At 40.0% G+C, this 17,879-nt stretch carries 15 protein-coding genes; 10 read left to right on the top strand and 5 right to left on the bottom strand.

The window, feature by feature from the left end; translation table 11 throughout:
• Positions 1-2 precede the first annotated feature (2 nt).
• Positions 3-332, bottom strand: a complete 330-nt coding sequence (locus ACFFIP_RS18365; protein ID WP_382389233.1) for a PadR family transcriptional regulator — start codon at positions 330-332, stop codon at positions 3-5.
• A gap of 394 nt (positions 333-726) precedes the next feature.
• Here ACFFIP_RS18365 and ACFFIP_RS18360 point away from each other — a divergent pair, with 394 nt between their 5' ends.
• Genes ACFFIP_RS18360 through ACFFIP_RS18350 form a run of 3 tightly spaced genes read left to right on the top strand, consistent with a single transcriptional unit; the run spans position 727 to position 7,418 of the window.
• Positions 727-1,839 (top strand): putative type IX sorting system protein PorV2, encoded by a 1,113-nt coding sequence (locus ACFFIP_RS18360; protein ID WP_382389232.1) that lies wholly within the window; start codon positions 727-729, stop codon positions 1,837-1,839.
• On the top strand, positions 1,840-6,864 hold the full coding sequence (gene porU2, locus ACFFIP_RS18355; protein WP_382389230.1) for a putative type IX secretion system sortase PorU2: 5,025 nt from the start codon (positions 1,840-1,842) through the stop codon (positions 6,862-6,864). It begins immediately after the preceding gene.
• Positions 6,865-6,893: 29 nt separating this feature from the next.
• A complete protein-coding gene (locus tag ACFFIP_RS18350; protein WP_382389229.1) occupies positions 6,894-7,418 on the top strand; it encodes a GNAT family N-acetyltransferase in 525 nt (174 codons plus the stop codon).
• A 94-nt stretch (positions 7,419-7,512) separates the two neighbouring features.
• On the opposite strand, the gene ACFFIP_RS18345 is transcribed toward ACFFIP_RS18350, so the two are convergent.
• Both ACFFIP_RS18345 and ACFFIP_RS18340 read right to left on the bottom strand, forming a co-directional pair.
• Positions 7,513-7,710, bottom strand: a complete 198-nt coding sequence (locus ACFFIP_RS18345) for a hypothetical protein (RefSeq protein ID WP_382389228.1) — start codon at positions 7,708-7,710, stop codon at positions 7,513-7,515.
• Positions 7,711-7,857: 147 nt separating this feature from the next.
• The gene (locus ACFFIP_RS18340) at positions 7,858-8,577 is read right to left on the bottom strand and encodes a TVP38/TMEM64 family protein (RefSeq protein ID WP_382389227.1); all 720 of its coding nucleotides are present in this window, start codon (positions 8,575-8,577) and stop codon (positions 7,858-7,860) included.
• 66 nt (positions 8,578-8,643) lie between these two features.
• On the opposite strand from ACFFIP_RS18340, the gene ACFFIP_RS18335 reads away from it, so the two are divergent.
• The 3 genes from ACFFIP_RS18335 to ACFFIP_RS18325 all read left to right on the top strand — a co-directional run bounded on the left by ACFFIP_RS18335 (position 8,644) and on the right by ACFFIP_RS18325 (position 11,927).
• Positions 8,644-9,789, top strand: coding sequence for a cystathionine gamma-synthase (locus ACFFIP_RS18335; RefSeq protein ID WP_382389226.1), 1,146 nt, complete (start codon positions 8,644-8,646; stop codon positions 9,787-9,789).
• 5 nt (positions 9,790-9,794) lie between these two features.
• Positions 9,795-10,487, top strand: a complete 693-nt coding sequence (locus tag ACFFIP_RS18330) for a glycosyltransferase family 2 protein (RefSeq protein ID WP_382389225.1) — start codon at positions 9,795-9,797, stop codon at positions 10,485-10,487.
• Between the two features lie 549 nt (positions 10,488-11,036).
• Positions 11,037-11,927 carry a hypothetical protein gene (locus ACFFIP_RS18325; protein ID WP_382389224.1) on the top strand — a complete coding sequence of 297 codons (891 nt, stop codon included), beginning with the start codon at positions 11,037-11,039 and terminating at the stop codon, positions 11,925-11,927.
• A gap of 2 nt (positions 11,928-11,929) precedes the next feature.
• Here ACFFIP_RS18325 and hemA read toward each other — a convergent pair whose 3' ends face one another.
• Positions 11,930-13,204, bottom strand: coding sequence for a glutamyl-tRNA reductase (gene hemA / locus ACFFIP_RS18320; RefSeq protein ID WP_382389223.1), 1,275 nt, complete (start codon positions 13,202-13,204; stop codon positions 11,930-11,932).
• A 222-nt stretch (positions 13,205-13,426) separates the two neighbouring features.
• Here hemA and ACFFIP_RS18315 point away from each other — a divergent pair, with 222 nt between their 5' ends.
• A complete protein-coding gene (locus ACFFIP_RS18315) occupies positions 13,427-14,119 on the top strand; it encodes a ComEA family DNA-binding protein (RefSeq protein WP_382389222.1) in 693 nt (230 codons plus the stop codon).
• A 90-nt stretch (positions 14,120-14,209) separates the two neighbouring features.
• Here ACFFIP_RS18315 and ACFFIP_RS18310 read toward each other — a convergent pair whose 3' ends face one another.
• Positions 14,210-15,850, bottom strand: coding sequence for an amidohydrolase (locus tag ACFFIP_RS18310; RefSeq protein WP_382389221.1), 1,641 nt, complete (start codon positions 15,848-15,850; stop codon positions 14,210-14,212).
• A 51-nt stretch (positions 15,851-15,901) separates the two neighbouring features.
• Between ACFFIP_RS18310 and ACFFIP_RS18305 the strand changes: the two genes are divergently transcribed.
• From ACFFIP_RS18305 to ACFFIP_RS18295, 3 genes are all read left to right on the top strand, one after another.
• Positions 15,902-16,372 (top strand): type I restriction enzyme HsdR N-terminal domain-containing protein, encoded by a 471-nt coding sequence (locus tag ACFFIP_RS18305; RefSeq protein WP_382389220.1) that lies wholly within the window; start codon positions 15,902-15,904, stop codon positions 16,370-16,372.
• A 75-nt stretch (positions 16,373-16,447) separates the two neighbouring features.
• On the top strand, positions 16,448-17,161 hold the full coding sequence (locus ACFFIP_RS18300) for a Crp/Fnr family transcriptional regulator (RefSeq protein WP_382389219.1): 714 nt from the start codon (positions 16,448-16,450) through the stop codon (positions 17,159-17,161).
• Positions 17,162-17,352: 191 nt separating this feature from the next.
• Positions 17,353-17,847: a rhodanese-like domain-containing protein gene (locus ACFFIP_RS18295; RefSeq protein WP_382389218.1), complete on the top strand. Its 495-nt coding sequence runs from the start codon at positions 17,353-17,355 to the stop codon at positions 17,845-17,847.
• Positions 17,848-17,879: the final 32 nt, after the last annotated feature.

The raw sequence follows: 17,879 nt of genomic DNA, 5'->3' as shown, positions 1-17,879 counted from the left end.
TTTTATTTCTTAGAGGTGATCAATTGGGTGGATTTCACAAGAGATTCCCATGTTTCGTTCAACGTGTTCAGGAATTCTTTCCCTTCCTCTGTGATAGTGTAGTACTTTCTAGGAGGACCGGATTCTGATTCGGCCCATCTATAAGAAACCAAAGAGGCATTTTTCAACCTTTGCAATAAGGGATATAGAGTTCCCTCTACAACAATCATTTTGGCTTCGGTCAGTTCATCGATCATGTCAGAGGCATACACTTCTCCTCTGGCGATGATGTGCAAAATGCAAAATTCCAAAAGGCCTTTCCGCATCTGCACTTGGGTGTTTGAAGCATTCATATTTTTTAGTGTTTATCTTGTTTCTGCTACTTCTTCAGGTCTAAATCCAGACCCTGTTATACCAGATTTAAAGAAAAACTATACCAAAGTCTAAAAAGCTACCTTGTATTACAAGCATTGTAGATATAAAAAGGTACCTTAATCTGATGATTTTTTTTTAAAATCTTTGTTTTTTTTCAAATAAAGCCATTTTACAAGATTTTGTGGCAAAAGGATTTTTTTTAAAACCAACATGCATTTAACCTTTTTGGAAATGTGATATGTGATCCGAATGGACAGATAACTGTTCGGAAGTGTACATAGGAGTACAGTATTTAACTCCTCATTTTTTAGAAAATCTGGTAAATACTTAAGTAATTATTTTTACTTTGCATTGGTGAATTAAGCATAGTACATGTTCATTTTCAGGGTTTTTGTCGGTTTTATTTTTTTCTCACTAAGTTTTGGTCTTAGTGCCCAAACCATTGCGCCCAAGTATTCCAATGAATTTCTCAATATTGGAATCGGAGCGCGGGCTTTGGCTATGGGTGGTGCGCAGGTTTCCTCAGTAAAGGATGTGACCGCAGCCTATTGGAATCCGGCAGGACTTTTAGCAGTCAAGCACAAACATGAATTCTCCCTGATGCATGCCGAGTATTTTGCCGGAATTGCCAAGTTTGATTATCTGGGGTACACAACCAGTATTGATGCGGATAATCAGATTGGGGTTTCCTTGATCCGATTTGGGGTAGATGATATTCCGGACACAAGGTTTCTTTATGATGCGAATGGCGCTTTGAATTATAATAATATTCAGTTTTTCAATGCAGCAGATTATGCCTTATTGCTTTCCTACGCAAAAGACGTCAGTGATAACTTTAAGATCGGTGGCAATGCAAAAATCATACACAGGAACGTGGGTAAATTTGCCCAAGCTTGGGGATTTGGATTAGATTTGGGTGGCATTTACCTATTGGACGAATGGAGGTTTGGGTTTATGTTGAGAGATGTGACCAGTACTTTCAATGCCTGGTTTCATAATGCGGAGATGGTAAGGGATATTTATGCCCAGACCAATAATCAAATCCCGGTCAATTCTATTGAGCTCACATTGCCAAGGGCCATCTTCAGCGTTACAAGAGATGTGGAGTTCGGGGAGAATATAAGGGTGCAGGGTGTGTTGGATCTTGATTTCACATTTGATGGGAAAAGAAATACAATCTTAAGAACCAATATAGTCAGTTTTGATCCCCGGCTGGGATTGGAGGCAGGATATAAAAATTTAGTGTTTTTAAGAGCTGGGGGTAGTAATGTTCAAAGAATTAGGGATTTTGATAATACCTTTCAGATGGCTTGGAAACCAAGTTTTGGGGTAGGGGTTTTCCTGAATGAAAAATTTCATATTGATTATGCTTTATCTGATATCGGTGGCGTGTCCCAGACACCTTATTCTCACGTGATCAGTGTGAAAGTGAGTCTACAGGAAAATGATGCAAAGTTTAGATTGAACAAAGGTTGGGAGTATTAAATGGGAAAAAAACTTACCATATCGTTAGTGCTAAGCCTTATAGGGTTTCTTGCTTATGGACAGGCAGGATGGATAGATTATAGCCGCACTTATTATAAAATTCCAACAGCGACAGATGGTGTTCATAGGATTAATTTTGCGGCATTGTCATCTGCTGGCATCAATCCAAACACCTTGGATCCAAGAAATATCCGGATGTATCATAGGGGAGAGGAAGTTGCCATTCATGTAGAAGGCGAACAAGATGGGAAGTTTGATGTCAATGACTTCATTGATTTCTATGGAAAGAGAAATGATGGGACACTAGATTCCAAATTATTCAGGAACCCCTCGCATGTTGGCAATAAAATGTACAACCAACACAATGACACTACTGCATTTTTTCTGACGATTACCCCTGGTGTGAATGGAAAGAGGATGGCAGCAAGAGGGAGTTCTTTAGAAAATGACCCAGTCGTTGAAAATTACCAAACTGAAAGATTGACCGTATTTTCAGATCAGTACAACCTTGGAATGGTATATTTCCCTGGGGTAAGGCTGGCAGAGTTTGAGCAGGGGCAGGGTTGGATGAGTCCACCAGTTACCAAAGCTTCCCCTAGAACAGTCCCTTTCACTTCTTTGGGAGAAATCTCGAATACAGGGCAAGCCAAACTGGAAATAGGTTTGACGGGAAGGTCTGAAAACCCGCATGTGACCGTGGTTTCAGTGGGTGCTACCATCGGAAGTTTGCGGGAGGTCGCGCGATATGAATACCGTAACTATGAGGTTTTGGATGAGGAGATTCTGATTGATTTAACTGATTTTAATCCTCAGGGCAGTATCAGTGTAAGGGTATCTTCTGTGGGGCCCGAGAATGTTGATAATATTTCTGTAGCTTACGTCAGGATCACTTATCCAAGGAAAGTGAGTAATGGAGACATAGATTCAGAAATCTTCATGATTGATCAGGGGGAATCAACCATTCAGATGGATAATATGCTGTCCAACTATGTGGCTTATGAAATTACTGACCCGGCTAACCCCATTCGAATACCAGTTGAAAAAACAGGGAATAGGGTACGATTCAAGGCTGGTGTTGGGTCTGGGAATAGCAAAGTTTGGTTTGAAAACCGCTTGAACATCAAAGAGGTCACAGGGATTCAGTCCGTTAGATTTAGGAATCTGCTTAATATTCCTGCTGACTACCTTATCCTTACCCATAGGAACCTTAGAAGGCAATCCAATATACACCCCGATCCTGTGAAAGCTTATGCTGAATATAGGGCATCTAATGATGGAGGGGCTTATGATACCCTTTCCATCAATATTGACGAACTGTATGATCAATTTTCGTTTGGTGAGAAAACGCCTTTGGGAATTTACGATTTTTTGAAGGAATATTATCCAAGACATAGGCCCGAATATCTTTTCTTGATCGGTAGGGCTATGGGGATGTACAGTACGACGAGACTGAATAATGTGACATATTTCTACCGTCATAATCCTTCAGCATTTGTTTTTCAGGACTTGATTCCACCTGCGGGTTATCCTTATGCGGACAATAATTATGCAATAGGGTTAGATCCGGCAAATCCTCTTGTCCCCGCCTTGGCGATAGGTCGTATTCCTGCGAGAACGCCACAGGATGTGAGCAATTATCTGGAAAAGGCAAGGGAAAAAGATGCTTTGGGGGCAACAGAGGATTGGCAGAAAGAAATTGTCCATCTGAGTGGAGGGATCAGTGCCTTTGAATTAGAAAGGTTTTTCAATTTCCTGAATGGTTTTAAAAATATTGCAGAGGGACCGTTTCTTGGGGGGAATGTGAAGACCTATAGAAAACGTTCCAATTCAACAGTTGAGCTGATTGACGTTTCCTCAGACGTTAATAATGGCGTAAGTTTACTGACTTTTTTCGGTCATGCCGCTCCGACTGTGATCGATATTGAAATTGGCTTAGCTTCGGATCCTTCCATGGGATATAACAATAGGGGGAAGTATCCTATGGTTTTGATGAATGGCTGTGATGCAGGGAATTCATATGGAGGAGTCTATACTTTTGGGGAGGATTGGATTTTGACACCTTCAAAAGGTGCAGCAAATTTCATGGCGCACGCCAATATTGGAGTTGATGTTTATCTCCGAAGGTATTCTGAATCATTTTATGCTAAGGCTTTTGCCGATTCTTCCATGATTTACCAACCCGTTGGTTTGGTCAGAAGGGAAGCGGAAAAGCTTTTTTATCTTAGGTACGGCACTTCTGTGGTAAACCGCTCTCATGCTGAACAGTTGGTCATGCTGGGAGATCCTGCTTTGAGGATATTCCCTGCCAACAAAGCAGATTACGCTATTAGGGAATCTGATGTTGAACTGGGAGGTCTAGAGGGAGAACCTTTTAATGCGTCTTCAGAAACATTGAACCTTTCATTTGTGCTTAGAAACCTTGGAAGAGTAGATCTGGATTCAGTGGAATTCAAAGTAAGTAGAAGATTGCCGGATGGTTCTGTGGTCAATTACCCGAATAAATTAATTGCACCTGTTTACCGAAGGGATACCATTGAGTTTTTAGTACCTAATACAGGAGTCAATGCATTCGGGGAAAATTTCTTTACTATTGAGATCAACCCTGGAAGAACAATCCCGGAAATGACTTATGCCAATAACGTGGTCACAGTGGGTAAATTCATTCCGTTAAGTGGTACCATCAATTTGCTTCCCTATAATTTTGCCATAGTCAATGAGGAAAAGGTGGAGTTGGTGACCCAAATTCCAGGAAAATCGTTAGAACCTAGAAACCTTGTTATTCAGATTGACACCGATTCAAAATTTTCTTCAGCAAGGAGAAGAGAATTGCGGGTTACAACCAGCAATATAGCCAAGTGGGAAGTTGATCTTTTTCAGAATTTCACAAAAGATGATTCCGTTACGTTTTATTGGAGAACGCGCTTTTTAGAACCAAGGGAGGGGGAAAGTAATGATTGGACGGTAAGTAGCTTCAGTTTTATCCAAGAAGGACCTGAGGGTTGGACGCAGCGCGTAATGCCTCAAATGGAAAGCAATTTGTTGACTAACCTGGAAATTGATCCTGTTCAAAGGATTTGGAAATACCCGGATATTAACCTGGATATCGAAGTATTTACTTTTGGTAATGAGGCAGACAGTCTCACCTTTAGAAATGCCCAATTTGTAGTCGATGGGGTTCCTCAGATTATAGACAACTTTGTGGATGGAAGTGCCAGGTTATGTGTGAATGGTTCCCTTGGTTTAGTAGCATTTGATCAAAAGTCATTGACGCCATATTTGGCTATACCTGTACCAGGTTTTGATATTTTGGATGGCAGGAGCTGTGGGAAAGTGCCTCAGATTATTCAAAGTATCCGAAATGCCTGGATTGAGAGGCCAGGTTTTGGGATTCCGGATTATGTGGATGGGGTGAAAGAAGGAGATTATGTAGTAATATTTTCTATTGGAAGTGTGAATTTTCAACAATGGTCGGATAACGTCATTGAGAAAATGAAAGAATTGGGCGCGAATGAGGCTGTTTTAAGGAATCTAAAGAATGGTGATCCATACATTCTTTTTGGACGTAAAGGAATGAGACCAGGGGAATCTGTTGAAGTAGTAGCCAAAGCCGACTTTGAATTGGAATCCAATCAACAGGTGATTGATTTTGAAACCACGCTAGAAGGTTATTTCACCTCTGGAAGCATTTTGACTCCTAGAATAGGACCAGCCTCTGAATGGAAGCAGTTTTTTAATGAAATCAAGCAACGGGATTGGTTCAATGAGGAGTTTTCCCATTTTGATGTTTTTGGTGTGAATCTGGCAGGAGATGAGCAGGTCTTATTTTCATCGGTACAAGCAGGTCAATTAGATCTTTCACAAGTCAATCCCGTTCAATTCCCATTTTTGAGATTGAGATATGCGATGGATGACCCGGAATCAACGGCACCATCACAATTGAATAAGTGGCAGGTGAATTATACAGGGGTTCCAGAAGGGGTTCTGATTTTCAAAAACAAGGAAGAACAGATCAACTTACAGGAGGGAGAGCAGTCGGCTATGAATTTTGAATTCATGAATATTTCCAAATTTGACTTCCTTGATTCGATTTTGGTGGAATGGACATTTGTCAACACGACAAAAAGAACAGTGGAAAAATTCAACAAAAAAATCCCCGCGGTAAAGGCCGGGGAAAGCCAGGAATTTGTTATTCCTTTTAATTCAATCGGAAGAGGGGGGAATATTGATGTAGAGGTTTTTGCCAATCCACGCATCATCATGGAGCAGACTTTCAGAAATAACATTATAGACCTGGGGATCTATTTTGTAGTCAATCCTGATAATACCTCCTCTATTTTGGATGTAAATTTTGACGGAGTGTATATTATGGATGGGGATATTGTTTCTCCAACGGTAATGATCAACACTATGCTGAAGAACGAAAAATCCCTAATTCTGAAAAAAGACACATTAGGCCTTGAATTATACCTTAAAAAGCAATGTGATGGCTGTCAGTTTGAACGGATGAGTTTCTCAAGTCCAAAGATTTCCTGGTCAGAAGCTACAGAAAACAGTAGTTTTAAAGTAGAACTACGCCCTGGGCCATTGGAGGATGGTATGTATACTTTCAGGGTGGTGACAGAAGAATTGGGGGTTGAGAAACCTTATGAAATCAATTTTGAGGTGATTAATGAGGCTACTATTTCCAATTTCTATCCATACCCCAATCCTTTCAGTAGTTCTGTCAGGTTTGTATTTACAGTTACCGGGTCTGAAGTACCCGATCAGATTAAAATTCAGATCATGACAGTGACAGGTAGGGTAGTCAAAGAGATCCTGCAGGATGAACTTGGTCCGATCAGAATCGGAAATAACCTTTCCGAATATGCTTGGGATGGCAAGGATGAATTTGGAGATCAATTGGCTAATGGGGTTTATATCTACAGGGTTTTGGTCAGGAAAAATGGAGCTTTTGTGGAACCAAGGGCCACAGCAGGGGATAAAGCCTTCAAACAAGGGTATGGGAAGATGTATCTGCTACGGTAGTTTTATACCAGGGGAAAAGAGAAAAATCCATGGGCGAACCATTTTTGATCCAAACTGAAAGAACACTGATCAGGAAGCTGACTTTTGATGATGCCGAGTTTGTGTACCAATTGCAGCAATCTCCAGGGTGGAAAAAATATATAGGTGATAGAGGTGTTCATTCAGTTCATGATGCAATTCATTATCTTAAGGAGGGCCCAATGAGGAGTTATGTCCTCCATGGGTACGGACTATTTTTGGTGCAGCTCAAATCCGGTCAGAAAATCGGTATATCTGGACTTATAAAAAGAGATTATTTAGGTTATCCGGATATAGGTTTCGCCTTGTTGCCCGAATATGAAGGAAAAGGTTTTGCTTTTGAAAGTGCTTCTGCTGTACTTCACTATGCAATGAAGTATATAGGTATTGACCGCATTCAGGCTATTGTCATGGAAGAAAACAAAAAATCCATTCAGCTTTTGGAAAAATTGGGGATGAAGGATTTGGGTTTGCAACTTTTTCCAGGTCAGGAGAGACCTTTGAAGCTTTTTGAAATACAAATAGAAAAAAAATAAAAATACCCCGGAATCTTTTTTTCCAGGGTATTTAGTTTTAAGAATCAGCAGAAATGGCTTTGGGAAATTGAATTTTCAAAGCCATTTCAAATTCTTATTGATTGGTTTCAGTTACTTCTGTAGAATCTACAGCTTCCTCTTCGATTTCTTCGAGTTGAGGAACTTCTTCTACTTCAGTTTCTTCTACTGCTGTTTCAATTTCTTCAGTAGATACTTCTTCTGAAGTTTTGGATTCGCAAGATGCCAAAAAGGCTGTAGCGGCAATCATCAATGCAAAGATGCTTTTTTTCATGATTTAGATGTGTTTAATGTCACGTGGACAAATATTTATAGCATAAAAACCGTGCCAATTATTTACGATATTTACATCGCTTGACTTGTTTCATTAATGGTATGGTAGGTAAATACATTTTTTGATAGAAAAGTGTTAAAAACAAGGTTAATTTGGGTTGGTTAGCTTTTTGGGTTTGAAATATTTCAAGATTCCCCATATGCTCAAAGCTAAAAATGCGATGAAAATCCATCCTTTTCCTGAAATGCCATCTGTGCTGATGGCTGCATAAATGTCAGAAACCAGTGTCCCTGACAGAAAAACGAGCGTAGTTCTGGGAAGCATTCCAATTGTACCAAAAACCAGGAGTTTTATCCATCCCGATTTGAGAAGGGCAAACAGTAAATTGGAAAGGGCAAATGGAATGACAGGGCTTAACCGGACGAAAAAGATCAATTCTCCAATCTTTTCTTTCTTCTCTTCTAAGAGGTTTTTGGCCTTGGGATATTTGCCTAGAAGGTATTCCAAGCTGCTTCCCCCAAGTTTTTTGCCCCAGGCATATCCGAGTAAGGTAGCAATGGAATAAGCAATAACGAGCCAGATAAAGGCTTTCCACCCCAGTAAAAAGCCTGATAAAGCAGCAATAAGTGTGGTGGGGATTAATGCTAAGCCCATAAGTAGTACGGCAATAAACATTGCTGTAAAAGCAATTAATGGGGAGGAAAAATCGAGGCTTGATATCCAATTGGATTGATGTAATGCCCATGGCACGAATACCAGACTTCCAATGGATGGCATCAGGCTGACCCATAAGACAGCGAAGGCAATAAGGGGATTATTCCTACTTGTATCCTTGAATTCCTTGAAAATACTTCGCTTTTTTTCCATCTTTGGGTTGCTTAGTCGCAAAGGAAATGAATTTAACCAGAATATAAATCCAATAAATTTTAAAATATGAAATTCGGAACCAAAGCAATTCATGCAGGGGTTGAGCCAGATCCATCTACAGGTGCTATCATGACCCCTATTTTTCAGACTTCAACCTATGTACAGCGTTCACCAGGTGATCATTTGGGATATGAATACTCCAGAACCCATAATCCTACAAGGACTGCACTTCAAAATAACCTTGCCGCACTGGAAAACGGCAAGCATGGTTTGTGTTTTTCTTCTGGCTTGGGAGCAATTGACGCGATTATCAAATTGTTGAACCCTGGTGATGAGGTAATCAGTACGAATGATCTTTATGGTGGTTCCTACAGGATTTTCACCAAGGTATTCGAAAGATATGGGATCAAATTTCATTTCATTTCCATGGAAGAGCCTCAGGTGATCGAAAACTATATCAATGAACGTACAAAATTGATCTGGGCAGAAACGCCGACCAATCCGATGATGAATATCATCGACATAGAAGAAATCGGAAAAGTAGCGAAGAAGCATCATCTGCTATTTGCTGTAGACAATACTTTTGCCACTCCTTTTCTTCAAAATCCTTTGGATCTGGGAGCTGATATTGTCATGCACTCTGTTACAAAATACCTTGGGGGTCATTCCGATGTGGTCATGGGCGCCATTATTGTCAATGATGACCAACTTGCCGAAAAATTAGCCTTTATTCAGAATGCCTGTGGCGCCACTCCAGGACCTCAGGACTGTTTCCTGGTATTGAGGGGAATCAAGACCTTGCATATCAGGATGGAAAGACATTGTCAAAACGGTAGGGAAATAGCCCATTTTCTTAAATCACATCCAAAAGTGGATAAAGTCTACTGGCCGGGATTCGAAAGCCATCCCAACCATGCTATAGCCAAAAAGCAAATGAGGGATTTTGGTGGCATGATATCCTTCACTATCAAGGGCAATAAAGTGGAAGATGCCAAAACGGTATTGGAAAATCTGCATTATTTCTCACTTGCGGAATCATTAGGCGGCGTAGAATCATTATGTGGTCATCCGGCCAGCATGACCCATGCCAGTATTCCTAAAGAAGAAAGGGAAAAAGTTGGACTTTTGGATTCTTTGATCCGTCTCAGTGTTGGGATAGAAGATGTGGAGGATCTCAAAGGCGATCTGGATGCAGCCTTGTCAAAGGTTTGAGCTATATGTCCAAAAATATCATTATTGATGTCCTGATACCCGCCTATAACGAAGAAGGTTCTATAGGGAAGGTGGTCAAGGATATCCCATCTGTTGTCCGAAATGTAGTAGTGGTGAACAATAATTCCACAGACAATACCGCCAAAGTGGCTCAGGAAGCGGGGGCGATTGTCTTGGATGAACCTCAGATGGGTTATGGAAAAGCATGTTTGACGGGGATGGCTTATTTGTCATCCCTGTCAACGCCGCCTCAGATTTTGGTATTTTTAGATGGGGATTACAGTGATTATCCCGGACAACTTTTAGATGTCATAGCACCGATTCTCAAAGATGATTTTGATATGGTCATCGGTTCTAGAGCATTGGGGAACAGAGAGCGTGGCTCTATGACCTTGCCACAGGTTTTTGGGAATTGGCTTTCCACTACTCTAATGGGATGGATTTATAACGTCAATTATTCTGATCTGGGTCCCTTTAGGGCGATTAAGTGGGATAAATTGGTCGGCTTAGGAATGGTTGACCAGAATTATGGCTGGACGATCGAAATGCAGATCAAAGCAGCAAAATCCGGTTTGAAAACCACAGAAGTGCCTGTGGATTACCGGAAGCGGATAGGTGTATCCAAGGTGAGCGGCACAGTAAAAGGCGTATTCGGTGCAGGTTATAAGATTCTGTGGACTATCTGGAAGTACTGGTAGTTAAGAGCTTTTTTAAAAGGATTTAAATATTTTGGGGGTCAACTTCGTTTATTTACAAGTTATGCCCCACCCTAAAAGACACTACAGACAATGAGGTACATAAAGTTGATTTTATTGGGATTGATAATTTCAACCAATGAATTGACAGTATCCGAGACTAATTGTGATTTACATGGAATGAGATGTCCATTTCACGGAAAATATAAAAAGAAATAATAAAAGTAGCAGCAGAGGGCCAAGAAATATTTAAAGAAACTTGGAAAGAGATACCTTTAAATGTACTTATTAAACTATCAGAAATTAAGGATTTTGCCGATTTGGATATGGCCGTATACTAAATAAAAAAACAAACACCCTACAACATTACCATGGACTCAGCCTGTTCACTTCCAACTTGGAGGGAGGTGATTTGTAAGTATAAAAATCAGTATCTTTAAGAAATCAGGAGTAAGTTTGAAATGAAAGGCTTCTAGTGTCTGCATGACAAAGACATGGCTCACTATCTCCAATCTCAATCCTGTAAGTGTAGATATTTAAAGCAATAATCTCATGAAGAATAACTGGATATTACTGACCTTCCTATCACTTATTATTTTTTCCTGTGGAAAAGCTGAAAGAGAAGAAATTGATTTTGATAAATGGGGGGATTATTGGTTTCAAGGTCAAGCGGAAATCAGCAGCTTCGAACTGATCCAAAACCGATATGGAGAAGAGCGCTCAGGTGAAGCAGTCCTGATTTTTGTCACGGAAGATTTTTCAAGGAAAAGGCATGTGAAACTTGATGAGCCTGATAAAGCCGGAAGTGATAAGGTGAGTATTTTGAAGATGAATCAGACCAGGGATTTTGTGACTGGAATTTATCCTTATCACATGATGCTTTCTGCCTTTACACCTACAAAAGAAAAATCTAACGGTTTGAAGTTTACAGCAAGCTCCCAGGAATGGTGCGGTCAGACTTTTACCCAAATGAATCTCAACAGCGGGGATAAATACAGCGGCAAACTTTTCTCCTATTTTGAGAAAGAGGGGGATGAATCTTTCTCAGTTTCTGGAATAATGGAAGACGACCTGTGGAATTTGATACGGATCAATCCCAATCAAGTGCCTTTAGGTAGTGTCAATATCTTGCCATCCTTGTTGTACCAAAGGCTGAGTCATCGGGAATTTGTTGCGGAGGAGGCATTTATCCGGATTCAGGACCTGAGTGATAATAGAAAGCAGCTTGAACTGAGCTATAGTTCAGGAAAAAGGGTGCTGACTATAAATTTTGAGAAGGAATTCCCTTACCAAATATTGGCCTGGGAAGAAATTCATGTCCGCCCGGATGGCAATAAGGAAATTACTTCTGCCAAACGGAAAGGTTTGAAAATAGTGGATTATTGGAAAAGAAACCGCGTAGAGGATGAATTTCTAAGGAAAGAGCTGAACCTTAACTATTGATTTTACTGCTCTTTATTTTCACTCACTTTCTCCAGATCGAATAGATCGGATATGATGTCGATCATTTTATCTGCATCATCTCTTTGGCAGGCAGCACGCAGTTGAACTACCGGAACTTTCAAGATCTTTTGCATCATGCTCTTGGTGATTTTGTCAATCATCGCAATTTGCTTGTCGTCAGCATTTTTCAAAAATCTGGACATTTCCTCTTGACGGATTTGTTCCAGTGCATTCTTCAATTTGTTGATGGTAGGTGATACCATCATTTCCTTTTTCCAGTTATAAAACTCATCGATGGTTTCAGCAATGATGTTTTCAACCTGAGGGATAGAGGCTAATCTTCTTTCCAGCGTTTCTGTTGCTTTACTGCGGATATTGTCCACATTGTAAAGCAGGACACCTGGTACTTCTTCAATGGTCGTTTCTATGCTTCTCGGTACTGATAAGTCGATAAACAACTTATAGCTAGGAATTTCCATAGACTGTACAAGGCCCTTGGTAATAAAAGGCTCAGACTTCATGATAGAAGAAACTACCACGTCAGCTTCTTTCATGGCCTCAAAGCATTGTTCAAAAGGAATTACGTCAAAACCGAGTTCATCAGCCAAAGCTTTGGCCCTGTCGAAAGTTCTGTTGGTAATGGTTACCTTGGCATCAGGTACATGTACCATGTTTTTGGCTACATCCTCTCCGATTTCCCCTACACCGATGAGCAGAACTCTTGGCTGGTAAGTATTGGAAGTCAGCTCTTCGATCAATTCCACCGCTGCGTAGGACACAGAAGCTGCACCATCTCTAAAGGCTGTTTCTTGTACCACTCTTTTATTGGTGTAGAATACCGTATGCATCAACCTGTGCAGGAATGGACCTGCCATATCCAAATCAGCAGAAGCTTGGTAAGCTCTTTTTACCTGGTTGGCGATTTGCATATCACCCACCACCTGAGCCTCTAATCCTACAGCTACTTTGAAAAGATGGTCAATAGCTGATCTGTCATCATTGAGGATACTGAAATACTCCATGAAATCCACCACATTTGGAAGACCTTTTTCCAGGCCTATTAATTTGATGATTTCTGCACTGATGTCAAGATCATGGGAATAATAAACCTCCGTTCTATTGCAGGTAGAAAGTATTAAAGTGTCAGTTACGCTAAAAAAATCCTTTAATTTCACTAATAATGAATGAATAGAACCTTCATCCAAGGCAATTACTTCCCTGATTTCCACAGGGGCGTTTTTGTAGGATAAACTTATAGCTCTAAACTTGTTTTCCATTACTGATACTTTTAACATCCAAATTTAATCTTCTTTGTGGGTCAAAAGAAAATTTTCCTTACCGTGACTATAATTTATATTTAATCTAAATAACTTTGTTCTGTGGCATTGGGTGGATCGGCTGCAAATTTGATTAATTTGGAGGAATAAACCCAATTGTATAAATTTATCTTTCATAGATATGATCTATGATTTTGGATTAAGCTTTTAAACTGTTTTTTTATGAAGTCCAGACTTTTCTATTTATTGAAGACCTATTTTGGTTTTACGGCCAGAGAATCCAGGGGATTTGTTTTTGTCATTCCCGCATTGAGCCTCCTTTATTTCATTCCATCAGTTTACAGTTGGATGCTAGAAAGAAAGCATGCGCCTGTTTATGATGCTTATTTGGAGCGGGTAGACAGTCTGATCAATGCCGGTTGGGAAGCGTATCAGCCCAACTCTTCTCCTGTAGGATTTGTAGCTGCAGATTCTACTCGGCGCCGTTCCACTACCCAAAGGAGAGGTTCCCCTCAGTTAAACCGTTTGGCTTTTAATGAAGCGGACTCTGTCGTATTACAAATTGTTCCGGGTATTGGTTCGGCAATGGCAGGAAGAGTGGTTAAATTCCGTGAAAATATCGGTGGACTTCATCAAATGGAGCAGCTTTTGGATGTCTTTGGAATGAATGAAGAACTGATGGAAAGGGTCTTTGATTATTTTGAATTCAGTCCGGGAATCTTCAGAAAGTTAGAGGTAAATGCTCTTGATGTGCAAGCCTTGGCAAAACATCCCTACATCAACTATGGAGCCGCAAAAGTCATTGTGGCATATAGGGAGCAGCATGGTCCTTATGCTTCAGCTGAAGACCTCCTGAAAATCAAGATTTTCAACGAAGAATGGGTGGAAAGACTTAAGCCTTATTTACAGTTTTAGAATTAACATTAGAACTTTTACTGGAAAAAAGAGAATACAAAAACTGCCTACCTGGTAATCAATCTTAGGTAGTTAAGTCACTGATCGTGTTTAATATACTTTATGTCCTCCAAGATAAGTGTGCAATACCTTAAGGTTTCTAAGTTCGGTTTCAGGAGCAGTCATCATATCTTTCTCCAGGACAATAAAATCGGCAAGTTTTCCCTTTTCTATGCTGCCTTTTTTGTTTTCTTCAAAGTTTGCATATGCTGCCCATATGGTCATTCCTTTCAGTGCCTGCTCCCTTGTGATTTTGTTTTCGGGCTGGAAGCCACTTTCAGGTAAGTTTTTGGCATCTTTCCTGACTACTGCGGCATGAAATCCATACATTGGATTAATGTGTTCGACCGGGAAGTCAGAGCCCAAAGCTATCAGGCCATTCTGGTCCAAAAGATCCTTATAGGCATAAGCCGTCTTAATTCTAAAGGGGCCAAGTCGCTGACCTGCCCAATTCATGTCAGAAGTAGCATGTGTTGGCTGAATGGAAGGAATGATGCTGTATTCAGCAAACTTTGGCATATCCTCTTTGCTGACAATTTGAGCGTGTTCAATCCTCCATCTTAAATCGTTTTTCCCCTTCAGATATTTGGCATAGATGTCCAATAAGGTTCTGTTTGCAGAGTCTCCGATACAGTGTGTATTCATTTGAAACCCATGTTCGTACATCATTTTTGCCAGTCTATCAAATTCTTCCGGGGTTTTGAGCAGGAAACCATAATTGTCCGCATGGTCATGGTAAGGCTTAAGTAATGCAGCCCCTCTGGAACCCAATGCTCCGTCTCCATAGATTTTGAAACTTCGAACTGTCAGGAAATCGTCCTGATATGGTCCCACTTCAAAATAATGCTTCATATTGGCCTCTGTAGGATTAACCATTGCATAAATTCTCATTTTAAGTGAGCCATCCGTATGCATTTTGGTGATCAGGTGGATCATTTCTTTTTCCAATCCAGCATCCACAATTGAGGTTAGGCCGACTGCAAAACAGTTTTCCTGAGCAGCGATTAATGCTGATCGCGCTTCCTCTTCGCTTGGGGCAGGAATTTTTGAAGAAACCAGCTTGATGGCATTATCAATCAATACGCCAGAAGGCTTACCATCAATGAGAATGACTTTTCCTCCGACCATTTCTGTTCTGGCAGTAATTCCACCAAGATCCAATGCTTTTTGATTGGCAAGTGCAGCATGGCCATCTATTCTGGTCAATAAAACTGGTATGTCCGGAAAGAATTCGTCCAATGCGTCTTTTGTAGGGAATTCCTTGTCTTCCCAAAGGTTTTGATCCCATCCTTTTCCCAAAATCCATGTTACTTCAGGATTTCTTCTGTAATGCTCTTTAACTCTTTGTACCAGTTCTTCTTCAGATTCAGCGCCCAATAAGTCAGCTGTTTGAAGCCCTAGGCCATATCTGAAAAAGTGCGCATGGGCATCAATTAGGCCAGGGTAAACTGCAGCACCTTTAAGATCAAGGACTTCATCGGCCTTGTATTTTGAAAGAATTTTTGAGTTAGAACCGATTTCCACAAACAGTCCGTCTTTTATGGCCAATGCCTGAGTAATGGTAAAATCTGCATTTACAGTATAAACAATGGCATTGTGGACAATAAGATCCACTTGTTCCTTTCCATTCCCACAGGAATTCAGAAGACCGGTATAGACAACAAGGAGATTTAAAAGAATTATTTTCTTCATTTTAGCAGATTATCTTGATGTTTGTTAAGGAAAAGCCTTCATATTTGTGTCATGATAGCGGACCGATATGCCTATTTGCAGACAAGTCTCAATTTTCCCGAGTTTGACTTTAGGATTCAGGAAGATGCGGGAAAATTAAGCATTTTCGATTCGCTGAGAAAGAAGTTTCTGATATTGACTCCAGAGGAGTGGGTGAGGCAGCACATGATTCTTTTTTTAATCCATTATGAGGGATATCCAAAGAGTTTGTTCTCTTTGGAAAAAGGATTGGTGTATAATCAGGTACAGAAAAGGTCTGATATTCTAGTATTGAATAGGACAGGCTCTCCATTTTTGTTGATTGAATGTAAGGCGCCAGATATTATACTTTCACAAAAAACAGTAGAACAGGTTTGTGTTTACAACAAAAGTATCCAAGCGCCCCACATCGGCATTACCAATGGTTTGAAACATTTGTTTTTAACTTTCGATAATGTAATTGATCAATATGTTCAGGTAGGAGCGCTTCCAAAATTTCCATAATTGACATTATGATTTTTATCATGTTTTTGTGTATCTTTAAGAATTAGGTAGAATAAATTAAATCCACTATCAAATATGAAAGTTCAGCAGAAAAACACGCCTTGCGAGTTATGTATGAGCAGAAAATTTTCATTATTTTCAGATGTGTCAGAGCCACATCTATGTCAATTATCTGACAGTAAAAATTACATAACCCATAAAAAGGGTCAAATACTTTTTTACGAAGGGACTAAACCTCTCGGTATATTCTGTATCAGTGATGGTATTGTAAAAGTTTACAAAACAGCCTCAAACGGGAAAGAACAAATTATCCGATTAGCCAAAAAAGGGGATTTTTTAGGTTATGTCTCTTTATTGGGAGAGGAAGCCTATTCAAATTCAGCGACTATTGTAGAAGATGCGAATATTTGTTTTATCCCTAGAGAGGCATTTTTGAAAGTATTGGCGGAAGATACAGAGTTTCACCGAAGGGTAACCAAAGCACTTTGTCATGACCTTGGGGTGATGGAAAGTAAGCTTACTGATGCCACACAGAAATCTATCCGGGAGCGATTGGCTTTTACTTTACTGAAGTTAAGTGAGACATATGGCATAGATGGGAAAGAGGGGGATAAGATTGATATCGTATTGACCAGAGAGGAGATTGCTGGTCTTGTGGGAACTGCTACGGAAACAGTGATTCGTTTATTGTCAGAATTCAAAAAAGATGAATTGATCGATTTTGAGGGTAAAAAGATCATTGTTTTAGATAAAAAGGGGTTAGCACGCCTATCTGACTTTTACGGGTAAGATACTATCCTAAATTGAAAGAGCAAGGATTTAAATCTTAAGTTAAAATCGGATTTCTTGGGTTCAGTAATGAACATTTGAATTCGAAATGGGGTTATCGGATCGTATCAGGTTTGATCAGTTTTACTTTGTGTTTTATTGGAGTTGATTTGTCATTCCTAGGATTAGTTTAGAATGCCGGGAATCATCTAATGAGGTTAAAATTCACAATTCTTCTTTTTATTTCTTTAATCCAGTTCAGCTGTGAGACAGATGCCCAAAGTCTGGCATTTAAAAGCCTGTTGAATGGGATATATGACAATGATTTCCCGTTGGTTTATCCGGAACAGCAAAATATCTTGAACCAAGCGCTTTTTCTAGATACAAGAGAGAGAGAAGAATTTGAAGTAAGTCACCTAGCTGGTGCCAAATGGGTTGGCTATGAAACTTTCGATATCAAAAGTCTGGATGACATACCTAAGGAGCAAAAGATAGTTGTGTATTGTTCTATCGGTGCAAGAAGTCAGGATATTGGAAAAAAATTAAAAGATGCCGGTTTTAAGGAAGTATATAATTTATATGGAGGTATATTTCACTGGGTGAATGAAGATCACAAGGTCTTTGTTGGGGATGTCCATACAGAAAAAGTCCATGCATTTGACCGGAAATGGGGAGTGTGGCTGAGAAAGGGCCAAAAAGTGTATTGATAACCCACCAAAATTCTTTAAACATCTTCGAT

Origin of the sequence: Fontibacter flavus, from assembly GCF_042432905.1 — a bacterium.
GTDB lineage: Bacteria > Bacteroidota > Bacteroidia > Cytophagales > Cyclobacteriaceae > Fontibacter > Fontibacter flavus.
The sequence above is the reverse complement of the archived record's forward strand: the minus strand, read 5'-3'. Positions and strand labels throughout refer to the sequence as shown.